Origin of the sequence: Hyphomicrobium sp. (assembly GCF_036780825.1) — a bacterium.
GTDB lineage: Bacteria > Pseudomonadota > Alphaproteobacteria > Rhizobiales > Hyphomicrobiaceae > Hyphomicrobium_C.
This window is the reverse complement of sequence record NZ_DAIQCD010000016.1, coordinates 41,102-53,574: the sequence shown is the minus strand read 5'-3', so window position 1 is coordinate 53,574 and position 12,473 is coordinate 41,102. Positions and strand designations below refer to the sequence as shown.

At 64.9% G+C, this 12,473-nt stretch carries 12 protein-coding genes; 8 read left to right on the top strand and 4 right to left on the bottom strand.

The features are described from left to right. The first annotated feature begins 255 nt into the window (after positions 1-255). Positions 256-411 (top strand): hypothetical protein, encoded by a 156-nt coding sequence (locus V7P99_RS08755; protein ID WP_333794423.1) that lies wholly within the window; start codon positions 256-258, stop codon positions 409-411. 103 nt (positions 412-514) lie between these two features. Next, positions 515-1,591: an NAD(P)-dependent alcohol dehydrogenase gene (locus tag V7P99_RS08750; protein WP_333794422.1), complete on the top strand. Its 1,077-nt coding sequence runs from the start codon at positions 515-517 to the stop codon at positions 1,589-1,591. Between the two features lie 61 nt (positions 1,592-1,652). On the opposite strand, the gene V7P99_RS08745 is transcribed toward V7P99_RS08750, so the two are convergent. Then, entirely contained in the window at positions 1,653-3,074 is a 1,422-nt protein-coding gene (locus tag V7P99_RS08745; RefSeq protein ID WP_333794421.1) for a DUF6513 domain-containing protein, read from the bottom strand. Positions 3,075-3,537: 463 nt separating this feature from the next. Continuing rightward, positions 3,538-4,236, bottom strand: a complete 699-nt coding sequence (locus V7P99_RS08740) for an adenosylcobinamide amidohydrolase (protein ID WP_333794420.1) — start codon at positions 4,234-4,236, stop codon at positions 3,538-3,540. A gap of 313 nt (positions 4,237-4,549) precedes the next feature. Here V7P99_RS08740 and V7P99_RS08735 point away from each other — a divergent pair, with 313 nt between their 5' ends. The 5 genes from V7P99_RS08735 to V7P99_RS08715 all read left to right on the top strand — a co-directional run bounded on the left by V7P99_RS08735 (position 4,550) and on the right by V7P99_RS08715 (position 10,333). Further along, entirely contained in the window at positions 4,550-6,286 is a 1,737-nt protein-coding gene (locus V7P99_RS08735; RefSeq protein ID WP_333794419.1) for a putative bifunctional diguanylate cyclase/phosphodiesterase, read from the top strand. Between the two features lie 393 nt (positions 6,287-6,679). After that, on the top strand, positions 6,680-7,168 hold the full coding sequence (locus tag V7P99_RS08730) for a hypothetical protein (protein WP_333794418.1): 489 nt from the start codon (positions 6,680-6,682) through the stop codon (positions 7,166-7,168). 29 nt (positions 7,169-7,197) lie between these two features. Further along, positions 7,198-8,331, top strand: a complete 1,134-nt coding sequence (locus tag V7P99_RS08725; RefSeq protein ID WP_333794417.1) for an MlaE family ABC transporter permease — start codon at positions 7,198-7,200, stop codon at positions 8,329-8,331. 3 nt (positions 8,332-8,334) lie between these two features. Then, positions 8,335-9,117, top strand: a complete 783-nt coding sequence (locus tag V7P99_RS08720) for an ABC transporter ATP-binding protein (protein ID WP_333794416.1) — start codon at positions 8,335-8,337, stop codon at positions 9,115-9,117. Between the two features lie 10 nt (positions 9,118-9,127). Next, positions 9,128-10,333 (top strand): ABC-type transport auxiliary lipoprotein family protein, encoded by a 1,206-nt coding sequence (locus V7P99_RS08715; protein ID WP_333794415.1) that lies wholly within the window; start codon positions 9,128-9,130, stop codon positions 10,331-10,333. A 66-nt stretch (positions 10,334-10,399) separates the two neighbouring features. Here the strand turns inward: V7P99_RS08715 and V7P99_RS08710 are convergent, their stop codons facing one another. Both V7P99_RS08710 and V7P99_RS08705 read right to left on the bottom strand, forming a co-directional pair. Further along, on the bottom strand, positions 10,400-10,666 hold the full coding sequence (locus V7P99_RS08710) for a hypothetical protein (RefSeq protein WP_333794414.1): 267 nt from the start codon (positions 10,664-10,666) through the stop codon (positions 10,400-10,402). A 155-nt stretch (positions 10,667-10,821) separates the two neighbouring features. Continuing rightward, entirely contained in the window at positions 10,822-11,313 is a 492-nt protein-coding gene (locus V7P99_RS08705) for an Hsp20/alpha crystallin family protein (protein WP_333794413.1), read from the bottom strand. A gap of 378 nt (positions 11,314-11,691) precedes the next feature. Here V7P99_RS08705 and pqqC point away from each other — a divergent pair, with 378 nt between their 5' ends. Further along, positions 11,692-12,456 carry a pyrroloquinoline-quinone synthase PqqC gene (gene pqqC, locus V7P99_RS08700; RefSeq protein ID WP_333794412.1) on the top strand — a complete coding sequence of 255 codons (765 nt, stop codon included), beginning with the start codon at positions 11,692-11,694 and terminating at the stop codon, positions 12,454-12,456. Positions 12,457-12,473 lie beyond the last annotated feature (17 nt).

Below are 12,473 nucleotides of genomic sequence, written 5' to 3'. Positions count from 1 at the left end.
ACAGAGGTCCGCGCCGACGGCGTCGGCCCATGCGATGGACGGCGCATGGCCCCGCGGCTCGCCCACGCATACGTAGCGCTCGCCGTAGAGCGTGTCCTGCGCACTTTCGAAACCGGCTCGTTCTCGAGGTAGGCCAGTCCTGCGCCACGATGCACTGGCGTGCCCATGATAGAGACGGCGAGGAGCGCGGGCATTCCTCAGCGCAACCGTGCGGGTTAAAAATCGTTACCCATGGGGACTTCACCGGAAGGCTGCATGAAGCTCGCTACTCTGCTTGCCACGGCGCTGCTTGCCCTCGCCGCTCTGTCGCGGATGGCAGGCTTGCCCGCGCGCGCAACGGTCCAGGAGGAGGACTGCATCGATCCCGCCATCGAATATCCCGTGCCATGCGACGAGGATGATGGCGATTAAACCCAGCTCGCCTGCGCAGGTCTGTTGTCGGGGATCAAGGTCTTGCCCCGCGCAGGCGCTAAGCATTTATTCTGACCGATGAAAACCGGAATGGAGGTGAGCCATGGCGCAGAAGATGAAGGCTGCGATCTTCGTCGAGACGGGGCGCATCGTTCTCGACGACAAGCCGGTTCCGGAGATTGGGCCGAACGACGCCCTGGTCCGCATCACCACCACCACGATTTGCGGAACCGACGTGCATATCCTGAAAGGCGAGTATCCGGTTGAGAAGGGCTTGACCATCGGCCACGAGCCGGTCGGCGTCATCGAGAAGCTCGGCTCCGCGGTGACCGGCTATCACGAGGGCCAGCGCGTCATCGCCGGCGCCATCACGCCGTCCGGCTGGAGCAACGCCTGCCTCTGCGGGTGTGGCGCGCAAGACGGCGCCGGTACGAGGCATGGCTGGAAGGCGCTCGGCGGCTGGAAATTCGGCAACACGATCGACGGCTGCCAGGCTGAATATGTCCGCGTGCCGGACGCCATGGCGAACCTGGCGCCGATCCCCGACAACGTCACCGACGAGCAGGTGCTGATGTGTCCCGACATCATGTCGACCGGCTTCTCCGGTGCCGAGACGGGCAGTGTGAAGATCGGCGACGCAGTCGCCGTGTTCGCCCAGGGCCCCATCGGCCTCTGTGCCACGGCCGGGGCAAAGCTGATGGGCGCCACCTCGATCATCGCCGTAGAAACCGTGCCGGCGCGCATCGAGATGGCGAAGCGTCTCGGCGCCAGCCACGTCGTCGACTTCAAGACAGAGGATCCGGTCGAGGCGATCCTGCGCCTGACAGATGGCCGCGGCGTCGATGTCGCCATCGAGGCGCTCGGCACGCAGAGCACGTTCGAAGCTGCGTTGCGCGTGCTGCGTCCCGGCGGCGTTTTATCGAGCCTCGGGGTCTATTCGACGGATCTCAAGATCCCGCTCGACGCGTTCGCCGCGGGCCTCGCCGATACCTCGATCCGCACCACGCTCTGCCCCGGCGGCAAGGAGCGCATGCGGCGGATGATGGATGTCGTCGCCTCGGGACGGGTCGATCTCGGCGGGCTCGTGACGCATCGCTATAGGCTCGATCAGATCGAGGAGGCGTACGATCTGTTCGCGAACCAGCGCGACGGCGTGCTGAAGGTCGCGATCACGCCGTGACGCCGCCGTAGCGTGGCGAGGTTCCGTGAGAGCGTAGAACGGCTGAGCCGGCGGCCCTGCCTCAGTCGTTCTCGGCAGGTTCGCTTTTCTTCTTTTTAAACGTCGAGCCCGCGTCCTTGAAGTTCAGGAGATGTGCGTCGTCGGCCGAGCCCTTGGTTTCGGCGACGACGCCGAATTCGAGCGGCTCGTCCTGCGAATAGCGCTTGCCGAGCCGGTAGGCGATTTCGGCCCGTGCCGTCTCGACGCCGAGGTAGAAGGCATGGCCGGCGTCGGCCCGCGTGTCGAGGTGCGGGAAAAGATCGAATGGGTCATCGGACACGTGATGGCCGTTCTTGTTGTAGATGTGGACGCCATCCTCGGCCACCTCGATGCGATAGTTCACGTCGCGGATCTGCGTCGCCAGCGTGCGAATCTCATCCGAGGTGGTGGCGAAGCCGCGCCGGTCGCGGAGCGCCATGAGGCCGCCGCCGAAGCCCTGTGGCAGGGCGCCAGCCTTTTTGGCTGCGAAGAACTCGCGCCGCGCCCGGTCGAACTCGCGGACCGCCGTGCGGCAGTGGGGGCTCACCTGCACGGCCAGAACGGCGGTAATGTCGAGCTCCGAGCACAATCCCATCAGAAGTGCGTTGATGCCCGTCGTATCCGCGTCGGTGAGCTCGGTGACATTGCCGATGCCCATCAGGATCGGCACGTCCGGCCGCCGGTTGCGCAAGTCCACGTAACGCGCGATCGATGCCGCAAAGCCGTAATGGATCGGATCGAGGATGGGATCGGCGTAATAGGGCTTTCCCTTAGCGATCATGATGTCGATCACGCGGTCGAGCGAGGCCATGTCGGCGGCGCCGGCCGAGATCAGGATTGGCACCGCCGGTCCCTCGTCGACGATGGCGATGTTCTTCTCCGAGAGGCTCAGCAGAAAATCCGCGCCCGCCTTCGTCGCCCGCGACAGCTCCTCCGAGTTGAAGCTGTCGACGCTGACCCGCGCGCCGTCCGCATGAAGGGCCGCGATCGCCGCTTCAAGATGGGGGAACGGGCTATCCGGCAGGCAGCCGAGATCGATGACATCGGCGCCGTCCGCGCGAAGCATGCGCGAGCGCGTGACGATCTCCTCCGGCGTCATCAGAGTTGCATCGACGATCTCGGCGAAGATGGTGACGTTGTGCTGCGAGAGATCGATCTTCTCCTTGGCATGGCCGAGGTATTCGGGAAGGTCCGCAACCTCGTCCGGGCCGCGCTCGAAACGGGTGCCGAAGAAATCGGAGAGCCGCTCGAGATCGCCGCGGAAGCGGCCAGGCATGACGACGCGGTCTGCGCCTTCGGGCAGCGTCAGGCGTCGCTCGACGATATCCGCCGTCATCAGCGCGGCGACTTTCACGCCGACGTTGGCGACCACAGGCTCGAGCTTGTCGCTCGCCACCTGCTCCGCCACGCGCTTGACACGCGGCTCCGCCAGCGACCCCGTTACCAGCACCACACGCTCGGCCATTCGCGCTGATCCTCCCTAGAGTGCTTCCGAAAAAGTGAGAACCGGTCATGGCGGAGCCATGCAAGTTAAAGTGTCCAAAGAGAAGCACGAAGAAACAAAAACCTAGAGCCGTTCCCCGTTTCCACTTAGACCGGAACGGCTCGAGAATAGAGCGCCCAGAAACCATGAAGCCCGGCCGCGAACGTGCCACGCATGGCTGAGCGATCGGAGACGTACGAGAAAACAAACACCGGGAGCCTGCTCGCGTTTCACTAAGGCCCGGCGCGGCTCCCTTGCCTGCCCGAAGTATGGCATGGATTGCAAGGGGCTACCCCAGGAGGATCTCGCACGCCGCCCGGCTAGAGCGCGTTCACTCCTATCGGAATCGGATTGTGCTACGTGAACGCGCTCTAAGTTTTTATTTAAGAGACTGATTCACGTTTTCGGTGAATGCGTGTCCGCATCCACCTCAAACGATCAGGCTCTAGTCCGCCACCGCGGCCGAGCGCGCGTCACCGCCGAGAGCCACAAAATCCTCCTGCCAAACGCGGGCGCCCTCGCTGACGGCCCGGAAAACCGCATCGCCGACCGCTTCGCCGATCGCGGTATGCAGTCCGGCAAAGCGGGCTCCCTCGCCCCCACATGCGGGCGCCGCCACGACGATGCAATCGGTGCCGGTGCCGGTCACCGCCACACCGGCCCGTTGGACGGCGGCTTCGAGAAGCGCGGCGGTGCGCGCTTGAGCGACGATGGACACCGTCTCGATCAGCGCCGCCTGCGACAAGGGCGTCGATACGTGTACGAGCGTGTTGATGGTTCCAGGCAGCCACACCGGCTCGGCGCAGCGCCGGCCGACGCGCTCCCCGTTCGAAAGACCGACCGTTGCGAGGCAGACCGCGACTTCGCCCTCCACGGCAGATCGCGCAACATGATAGCGCGTGATGTCGCGCGAGGTGATGAGCGTGACGGCATCGACGAGACCGGCGTCCGCCACGAGATTTGCGATGACATGCAGCGGATCTTCGGCGGGCGGCAGGTCGGCATTGCGTACCTCCAGCCACGCGACCCGCTGCGCCACTTGAAAGCCCGGCTTCGTGAGCGACCAGGAGAGCATGTCGTGGGGCGCATCGAACGACGCCACGAGCCAGGGCCGACGGCAGGTGATCGTGAACGGCAAGGTCAAAGGCGTGGCTCGCGCTTCCAGAAGCGCGCTGCATACGCGCTGACGAGAAGGGACCTACGGCACAGTTCCAAAGGACGGTCAAGGGATCTCTATCCCTCGCCTGCAGGCCGCGCGTTGCCACAACATACTCCGTCTACACGCAATTTTTGACCATCGACGCGGACAAAGGAACAGCCCGTATTAACTCGGAGGATAGAAAATGTGGGCGAACATGTCGCAGGCCGCCGAGAATAAGAAAGAGATGGAGAGGCTCGTGTCCAGGGTCGTCGAAAATAGCCGGCAGCAAAAGCGGGCCATCGGCAGGAGCACTGTCGTGCCCAAGCATACCGGCTTGGCGGACGCCGCGTTCGACGCCCTGCAGGCATCGGTCGTCGTCACGGATACACGGGGCTACATCGTCACCGTGAATCCGGCTTTTTGCGCCACCACCGGGTTCTCGAAGCGCGAGGTCATCGGCCAAAGCGCGCGCAGCTTGCGATGCCGATTGCACGACGGAGCCTTCTACCGGGAGATGTGGCAGGCCCTCGTTGCCAAGGGGTCCTGGCAGGGCGAGATCTGGATGCAGCGCAAGAGCGGCGAACCCTTCCGCGCCCTTCTCACCGTCGGCAGCATCAAGAACAAGCGCGGGCGGCCAACGCATTTCGTTGCCACCTGCACCGATCTCAGCCGCAACCGGAATTCGCAGCCGTATCTCGATAACCGCATCCAACGCGACGAGCTGACCGGCCTTCCCAACCGCCGCTTTCTCAACCGCCAGCTCGACGAGGCGCTGGCGCGGGCCGTACGCGAAGGCACCACGGGAGCCGTGATCTTCATTGATCTCGATCATTTCAACCTGGTCAATGACAGCCTCGGCCACGATGCGGGGGACGAGCTTCTGACCATGGTCACGCAGCGTTTCGAAGAAACCCTGCATGCCTACGATCTCCTGGCGCGGTTCGGCGGCGACGAGTTCATCGTCATCCTGGAGCGGACTGGTACCGACGGCGCCGGCACGGCCGCGGCCCACCTCATGCAGTCCCTAAGCGAGCCTTTCGTGCTCTCGTCCGGCGAGGAAATCTGCATCAGCGCCTCCCTCGGGGTGAGCCTGTTTCCACAGCACAGCACCAGCCCGGAGCAACTTGTCCAATATGCGGGGGCCGCGCTCTATCATGCCAAGGAAGCCGGGCGATCGACCCACCGGCTCTATTCGGCCGACCTCACGCAGAGAGCGAGCCACCGCCTCGCGCTCGACAGCCAAATGCGCCGTGCGCTCGCGCGCAACGAATTCGTGCTCCACTATCAGCCGCTGGTGACGCTTGACGACGGGCGCGTGTTCGGCATCGAAGCGCTGATCCGCTGGCAGGATCCGGCCCGAGGCATGATTTCGCCCGGGGACTTCCTGCCGATCGCCGAAGAGACGGGGCTCATCGTTCCCCTCGGCACCTGGGGGCTCGAGCGGGCCTGCCTTCAGATGAGAGAGTGGCGGGAAAGCGGCCTCGACCTTTCGCCGATCGCCGTCAACATCTCCGCCCGGCAGTTCCGCCACCCGGACTTCGCCGCCTCCGTGGCGCGCGCGCTCAAAAAGGCCGATCTCGATGCTCATCATCTCGAGCTCGAGATCACCGAAGGGACGCTGATGGGGCACGACGAAACGACGCTCGCCACCCTCAGGGCGCTCAAGGCGCTTGGCGTAAAGCTCGCCGTGGACGATTTCGGCACCGGGTATTCGTCGCTCGCCTATCTCAAAAAACTGCCGGTGGACAAGCTCAAGATCGACGGCAGCTTCGTGACCGACATCGGATCAGATCCGGCATCGGCCGCCATCGTGACGGCGATCATCGGACTCGGGCGCTGTCTCGGCCTCGAGGTGCTGGCCGAAGGAATCGAAAGCGAGCAACAGCGTGCGACTCTCCTTGCGAGCGGCTGCTCGCAAGGACAGGGCTATCTGTTCGCGGCCCCGGTTCGGCCCGAGGAAATCGCACTCGCAGGCGTGCGGCGAAAGGGTGGCGGCCGCCGAACGGCGCGCGCGCCCGTGGCGGCGGAATGCCAGCCGGCGGTCATGGAGTGAAACCAGGCGTCCGTCCCGTTACTCGCCGTGTCCCGGTTGCGCGGCAAACAGCAAAACAACCCGCGCGAACAAGCTGTTATTAAGACAACGAGCATATCAAGAGCCCGTGTGGCCGCGCGCCTTGCCGGACCGTGCCGAGCCCTCACATTGAGCGGCGGCCGGCTCGGAAATGCATCAGCATCGGCGCGGGTGACCGGCACGCGTGCCGTCCGTCCGCCACCGGACATTTTTTTGGCAGGTTCTTTCCATCATGCTGCGGAGTTGCGCGGCGCGCATAAACGGTGTCTCTTGGACCCGTCGCCGCGTTGGTATCTGCGTCAGAATTCAACCAAGCGATCCGATCGCTCCCCGGAGCCACGCCGCCCGGACGCGACCGAAAAACCGAGGACACGCATGAAGCCCTCCCGTCCTTCCCTCCGGCGCCTTCTCCTGCCGCTCGCAGCCGTGCTCGCCGCTGCGGGCTTCACAACGCCTGGCGCCGCCGATCCCACCTTCGAGCCTCTGCTCGGGTCATGGGGCGGCAGCGGCACATACCGGCTACAGGACGGCACCAGCGAGCGGCTGAAGTGCGATGCCTACTATACCGGCGGCGGCTCGCAGCTCGGAATCGCCGTCCGTTGCGCGGGCAAGACCAACAAGATCGAGATGCGCTCGAAACTGAGCTCGAACGGAGGGGCGCTGAGCGGAAGCTGGGAGGAGCGGACCTACAATGCCTCCGGCTCCGTCACCGGCAAGCTCACGGGCCAGCAGCTCTCGCTCGCCATAACCGGCGGGGTAGCGGGATCGATGAAAATCACCTACGACCGGGCGAAGCAGAACGTGGCCATCGCCACGCAAGGTATTCCCCTCCAGAGCGTCACGGTGAGCCTGTCGCGCAAATGACGGCCTCAAGAACGAAGGTGGACGGTTAGATGGGTTCGCCCCCTTCTCTCATCGCCCGCTCTGCTGCGGGCGGCGTCGAGCTTGCCGCAGCTGGGCCGTGGACGGTCGAGCATGCTCGGAGCCTCGATGCGCTGATCGACGAGACGGTGCGCGCAACGCCGCCCGACCAGGCCGTGACCATCGACATGCGCCTCATTACGGCGCTCGATACCTACGGAGCCTGGCTGATCGAGCGCCTGATGCGTGCCCGCGAGGCCCTGCCCGGCCAGACCCGCCTTGAAGGTCTGCCCGAGCGCTTTCATCCGCTTTACGAGGAAATCCGCAGCACAGAGCGCGAGCCGGCCCAGGTCCGCCGCCGCAGGCCCGCACTCGATGCCTTGACGGAACTCGGCCGTGCGACCGCCCGCTTCGGCCAAGAGCTCATCACCTTCGCCGCCATGCTCGGCGCGATCGTGCTTTCCATCGCACGCCTCATCGCCAATCCCCGCAGCTTCCGCCTCACCTCCACCGTGCACCATCTGGACCGCGTGGGATGGCAGGCGGTGCCGATCATGCTCCTGATCACGTTCCTGATCGGTTGTATCATCGCCCAGCAAGGCTTCTTCCATTTCCGCAAGTTCGGCGCCGACGCCTATGTCGTGGACATGGTCGGTATCCTGGTGCTGCGCGAGATCGGCGTCCTCATCGTCGCCATCATGATCGCCGGCCGCTCAGGCAGCGCCTACACCGCCGAGATCGGCTCGATGAAGATGCGCGAGGAGATCGACGCTCTGCGCACCATGGGGCGCGATCCTGTCGAGGTGCTGATCCTGCCGCGCATCGTCGCCCTCGTCATCGCGCTGCCGATCCTGACCTTCCTAGGCTCCATGGCCGCGCTCTACGGGGGCGGTCTCGTCGCCTGGGCCTACGGCGGCATGAGCCCGGATATCTACATCGAGCGGCTGCGCGAAGCCGTCTCGCTCACCCATTTCGAAGTCGGCATGATCAAGGCTCCCTTCATGGCACTGGTGATCGGCACCGTCGCCTGCACGCAGGGCCTCGCGGTCAAAGGCAGCGCCGAGTCGCTCGGCCGCGAAACGACGGCTTCGGTCGTCAAATCCATCTTCCTGGTTATCGTGCTCGATGGATTGTTCGCCGTCTTCTTCGCCGCCGTCGACATGTAGGCCATGACGAACGAAACGATCATCAGCGTCCGGGATCTGGTGGTGGGCTTTGGCCCGCGCATCGTGCTCAATGGCGTCTCGTTCGACGTCAAGCGCGGCGAGGTGTTCGGCTTCGTCGGCGGCTCAGGCAGCGGAAAATCGGTTCTGCTCCGCACCATCATCGGTCTCATTCCGCGGCGCTCCGGCACCATTGAGGTGCTTGGCACGCGGCTCGATACCGCGACGCGCCATGAGCGGCTCGAGGTCGAGCGCCGCTGGGGCATCCTGTTCCAGCAGGGCGCGCTGTTCTCCTCTCTCACAGCACTCCAGAACGTGCAGTTCCCGATGCGGGAATATCTCGATCTGCCTCAGCGCCTGATGGACGAGATGGCCGCCGCCAAGCTCGATATGGTGGGGCTCCGGAAGGCCGATCACGACAAGATGCCGTCGGAGCTCTCGGGCGGCATGACCAAGCGCGTGGCGCTCGCCCGCGCTCTCGCGCTCGATCCGGGGCTCGTCTTCCTCGATGAGCCCACCTCGGGTCTCGACCCCATTGCGGCCGGCGACTTCGACGCCCTGATCAAGACCCTTCAGGAGACGCTCGGCCTCACCGTGTTCATGATCACCCACGATCTCGAGAGCCTGCACACGATCTGCGACCGTGTCGGCGCGCTGGCGGACGGCCGCGTCGTCGCCACCGGCTCGATCGAAACCATGCTTGCCTCGGATCATCCCTGGGTGCGCTCGTACTTCAGGGGCCGCCGCGCGGCGGCCCGCAATTCGCGTTCTGCCAACATGGAGCCGTGAGGCGGGAAAGATGGAAACACAGGCCCGTTACACCCTTGTCGGAGCCTTCGTGCTCGCTGCGACGCTTGCGGTTTTCGCCTTCGTCTACTGGCTGCACAACACGGGCGGCCTGGGCGACCGGCAGATGCTGCAGGTCCGCTTCCAGAGCTCCATCTCTGGCCTTCTCAAGGGCTCGAGCGTGCTCTTCAACGGCATCCGCGTGGGCGAAGTGACCGATATCGAGCTTTCCGCCGATGCGCCGAAGGAGGTTCTCGTCACGCTGGCCGTCGATCGCGCCGCTCCCGTGCGCGCCGACACCACCGTCAACGTCGATTTCCAGGGCCTCACCGGCGCGCCAATCATCGAGCTGCGGGGCGGGGCTGCGGGCGCTCCCCCGCTCACGGCTGCGCAAGGCCAAGCCGTGCCGCTTCTGCAGGCAAGTCCCGAGAGCACGCAGAGCCTCACCCAGTCGGCGCGCGCCACGCTCAACCGCCTCGACAAGGTGATCGACGACAATAGCGCGGCACTGCACGATGCCATCACCGGCATCAGCACCTTCGCCGGCGTGCTCGCACGCAACTCGGAGCGCATCGACGGGATCCTGGCCGGCCTCGAGCGCTTCGCCGGCGGCGGCAAGGGGAAACCGGGCATCTATAACCTGCCGGCACTCTCTGCGGCGCCCGCGTGCGCCGAGCCCACGCGCGCGCTGCTCGTCGTCCCAGAGCCGGCGTCGCCGATGGCGTTCAACTCGGACAAGGTCGTGATCGTGGGCGATCCGCCGGAGGAATTTCCATTCGAGAAGGCACAGTTCACGGACAACATCCCGTCCGTCGTCCAGTCGAAGATCATCGAAAGCCTGGAAGGGTCAGGCTGCATCGGCGCCGTGACGCGGCCGCTCGACACCCTCGAGCCGAGCGATCAACTCCAGGCGGAGATCCGCCAGTTCGCCGTCGTTCTCAAGCCTGAGCCTAGGGCCGACGTGGAGATCGCCATCAAGCTCGTGAGCGCAGAGGGCAAGATCGAGGGCTCGCGCATCTTCCACGAGAGCGTGCCCCTGGCCGCGATCGATGCGCCTTCAGCAGTGGCAGCTTTGGACGGCGCCTTCCTCAAAGTGCTGTCCGAGGCCGTTCCGTGGATCGGCAAACTGCCGCCGGCGGAGCCTCCGAAGGACGCCCATGACACGGGCGAGGCCGGCCATGAGGACATGCCCGAGATGCCGGAGCATCCGACGCCTTAAGGCGTTCGGATTCGAGCGGAGTAGGGAACGGCTGTTAGCTATTGTGGCGCCATTGACGGCGCACGCTCAGAAGCGGCCGCGCCGGACATCGACCTTGAGATAGCCTGTTGCGTAGGCGATTACCGCGAGCACGATGGCGAGGGGGATGGCGACCAGCATCACCATGGCGAACGTCATCGCCAAGCCGAGAAGCAGTGCGAGCCCGATCAGCGCCACCAGGGCGAACACGAGATACCCTGCGGCGGTCGCGAGCCAGCGCCGCCAGCCTCTCGGCGCATTGGCCTCGGCATGGCGATCGATGACAATCACCGTCTCGTCGCGCTTCGGTCGCATGGCACCTCCTGGCCGCGTTTGCGGGCTTTAATATAGGACGGCCGGCGCAAAGTTGCGAGGCGTGCCTGGCTCTCCTCCCCGGAACTGGATAGGAGCCGCGAAAAGGCCGCGCCGAGCCACGGCCTTTTTTATGTCGCGGATCGATCGGGCGGCACTCAGGCCTTCTTGATATCGATCTTCTTCTCGGCCTTCATCGCTTCGGGCCTCTTCTCAGCGACGATCGTCAACACGCCCTTGTCGAAGCGGGCCTCGATCTTGTCCTCGTCAATGCTCTCGGGAAGACGCAGCGAGCGCTCGAAGCTGCCGAAGCGGCGCTCGCTGAGATAATAATTCTCGTTCTTCTCCTCGCGCTCGTCCTTGCGTTCCCCCCTGATGGTGAGTACGCCGTCGACGAGCGTTACCGAGACGTCCTTCTCGTCGAGGCCCGGAAGGTCGGCTTCGATCGTGAGCGCGTTGCTGTTCTCGCGCACGTCGATGTTCGGAAGGGCGGCCTCGGAGGCGCCTCCGCGGAACAGGTTCGGCCATTGCGGCCAGTTGCGATCGAAGCTGCGGAATACGCGGTTCATCTCACTCTGCAGCGCATCGAACACGTCGGGTGCGCGGTGCTGAGGAGGGGATGGCTGCTTGGACACTTGGATGTCGGCCATGAGGTTCTCCATTCGATAGAAACGCGGAGAGTGATAATCGCCGTGCCCCACCTCACGACGCTGCCAGCTTGGATTAAGCGGCCGGTCGCGAGGCGGCATTGACCCGGCTCAATCAGATGCCGGAAAGGCCGCTCCGGTTCCACGCCGTCACGGCGTTCGAGGATGGAGCTCAACCACCTCTCGCGTGCTGGCTCTGCCTGGCTCGGATGACAACGGAGTTTCTCCGCCTATACTCGTCACCGGCCGCGAGTTGGCGCCATGCATTAGCTCCGCACACGATGCTTTGAACACGCCGTGATCCCGCTCTTTGAGGCCAATCAAAGGTTCGCTTTAGAGACGCTGCTTCTCTCAGCGCGATAGCCGAGGAAAGGTCCCCCGATGAACGAGTTTGCGAGAAAGATAGACGCCGGCGGCGCGCCCTGGAGCCCGGCAGAGTTCGAAGCGCAGATCCGCGCCGTCGCGCCGGAGCGCTATCACGATCTGCATCCGTTCCATAAGCTTCTGCACGGCGGAAAGCTGAACAAGGGGCAGGTCGCGGCGTGGGCCTTGAACCGCTACTGCTACCAGGAAGCGATCCCGCGCAAGGATGCGGCCTTCATGAGCCGCGCGCATGACCGTGCGCTTCGGCGCGAGTGGATCCACCGCATCCAGGATCATGACGGCGTGCTGCCGGAGGAGCAGGGTGGCCTCGAGCGGTGGCTGGTGCTCACCGACTGCCTGGGCCTCGACCGGGATTATGTGACGAGCATGACCGGCGCGCTTCCCGCGACACGCTTCGCCGTCGAAGCGTATGTGCGTTTCGTCGTCGAGCAGCCGCTCGTCGTGGCGGCCGCCTCCTCGCTGACCGAGCTCTTCGCGCCCTCGATCCACCGCGAGCGCATCTCCGGCATGCTGGCCAACTACGACTTCGTCAACGAAGAGGTCATGGCCTATTTCAAGCGGCGGCTGTCGGAAGCTCCGCGCGATGCCACCTTCGCCCTCGGGTTCGTCAAGCAGTACGCCACGACGCGCGCGCTGCAGGAGGCGTGCGTCGAGGCCATCCGCTTCAAGTGCAACGTGCTGTGGGCCCAGCTCGACGCGCTGCACCTCGCCTACGTGGTCGGCATGATCCCGCCGGGGGCCTACCGCCCGGATCAGGGTTAGAGGGCAAGACGCCTTCA

Bases quoted from the DNA above. Each gene is read 5' to 3' on its own strand.
- V7P99_RS08755 (WP_333794423.1), top strand. From the start codon at position 256: ATGAAGCTCGCTACTCTGCTTGCCACGGCGCTGCTTGCCCTCGCCGCT.
- V7P99_RS08750 (WP_333794422.1), top strand. From the start codon at position 515: ATGGCGCAGAAGATGAAGGCTGCGATCTTCGTCGAGACGGGGCGCATC.
- V7P99_RS08745 (WP_333794421.1), bottom strand. From the start codon at position 3,074: ATGGCCGAGCGTGTGGTGCTGGTAACGGGGTCGCTGGCGGAGCCGCGT.
- V7P99_RS08730 (WP_333794418.1), top strand. From the start codon at position 6,680: ATGAAGCCCTCCCGTCCTTCCCTCCGGCGCCTTCTCCTGCCGCTCGCA.
- V7P99_RS08725 (WP_333794417.1), top strand. From the start codon at position 7,198: ATGGGTTCGCCCCCTTCTCTCATCGCCCGCTCTGCTGCGGGCGGCGTC.
- V7P99_RS08720 (WP_333794416.1), top strand. From the start codon at position 8,335: ATGACGAACGAAACGATCATCAGCGTCCGGGATCTGGTGGTGGGCTTT.
- V7P99_RS08715 (WP_333794415.1), top strand. From the start codon at position 9,128: ATGGAAACACAGGCCCGTTACACCCTTGTCGGAGCCTTCGTGCTCGCT.
- V7P99_RS08710 (WP_333794414.1), bottom strand. From the start codon at position 10,666: ATGCGACCGAAGCGCGACGAGACGGTGATTGTCATCGATCGCCATGCC.
- V7P99_RS08705 (WP_333794413.1), bottom strand. From the start codon at position 11,313: ATGGCCGACATCCAAGTGTCCAAGCAGCCATCCCCTCCTCAGCACCGC.
- pqqC (WP_333794412.1), top strand. From the start codon at position 11,692: ATGAACGAGTTTGCGAGAAAGATAGACGCCGGCGGCGCGCCCTGGAGC.